Here is a 1,164-nt window from a genome sequence, read left to right on the forward strand (position 1 = left end):
TTTCATTTAATGTTTCGACAAATTTTGTCGCATTAGCTAAAGGGGATTAGGGATGTCAATTATCGTTCAAAACAAAATATTGACTGCTAGCGAAGGGGCTTGTGCAGTATTGCCGCACATTATTTCTCTAGGTGAAGGGAGGGGTTGGCGAGACTCAATCACTATTATTCACCGCGAAGTTGAGAATCATTTATTAAAATCTGGTGGGTTGTTGTTTAGGGGGGGAGATCTTTTAGGGGAAGCTGAATTCCAGGAATTTGCCAAAACTTTTGGTTTTCCTCTTCTTGATTATGAATTTGGTTCTACTCCGCGTACTGATTTGGGAGAAGGGGTCTACACAACAACGGAATACCCAGCGCATCAGGTGATTCCGCTTCATAATGAACAAGCTTACACTCTCAACTGGCCAATGAAAATTTGGTTTCACTGCATTGAACCTGCGCACACAGAGGGGGAAACTCCTATTGCGGATAGCCGTAAAGTGTACCAGCGGATTCCAGTACGCATACGTGAACGCTTCGCAGAGAAAAAGCTGATGTATGTGCGCAATTACGGTAATGGTTTGGACTTGCCTTGGGAGAAAGTCTTTTCCACCGAAGACCCAAAACAGGTAGAAGTATTTTGTCGTCAGAATCAGATCGATTTTGAATGGAAAGGCGATGGTGAGTTAAGAACCCGCCAGATATGTCAATCTGTAGCACAGCACCCTATCACCCAAGAGTGGGTTTGGTTTAACCAAGCACACCTATTTCATGTTTCCAATCTGGATGCTCATATCCGTGAAACTCTGTTATCCATCGTGGAGGAAGAAGACCTGCCACGTAATGTTTACTACGGCGATGGCACTCCCATTGAAGACAGTGTTTTGGATGAAATTCGCGGTGTGCTGGATTCGTGTATGGTCAAGTTCCCATGGCAAAAAGGGGACGTGCTGATGCTTGATAACATGTTGGTTGCCCATGCTCGTTCTCGATTTAGCGGCCCTAGAAAAGTAGTCGTTGCAATGGCTGAACCCAATAAATAGATACATTTTAGATCTTCAATCTCCTCTTTTGTATGAAAATGTGGAGGAGGTAAGAGAGCTGCATACCTCTTCATCTTTGTTAAAAAGTGTGTGGCAGGGATCAGTCTTGATAATACCTTGCGTGACTTAGGAATTTCTTT

The 1,164-nt window shown here is 43.6% G+C and carries 1 protein-coding gene; it reads left to right on the forward strand.

Annotated features, from left to right (window positions below; all coding sequences use genetic code 11):
- The first annotated feature begins 52 nt into the window (after positions 1–52).
- Positions 53–1,024, forward strand: a complete 972-nt coding sequence (locus KPL72_RS16015; protein ID WP_219703684.1) for a TauD/TfdA family dioxygenase — start codon at positions 53–55, stop codon at positions 1,022–1,024.
- Positions 1,025–1,164 lie beyond the last annotated feature (140 nt).

Source organism: Marinomonas lutimaris, from assembly GCF_019426345.1.
GTDB classification, from domain to species: Bacteria; Pseudomonadota; Gammaproteobacteria; order Pseudomonadales; family Marinomonadaceae; genus Marinomonas; species Marinomonas lutimaris.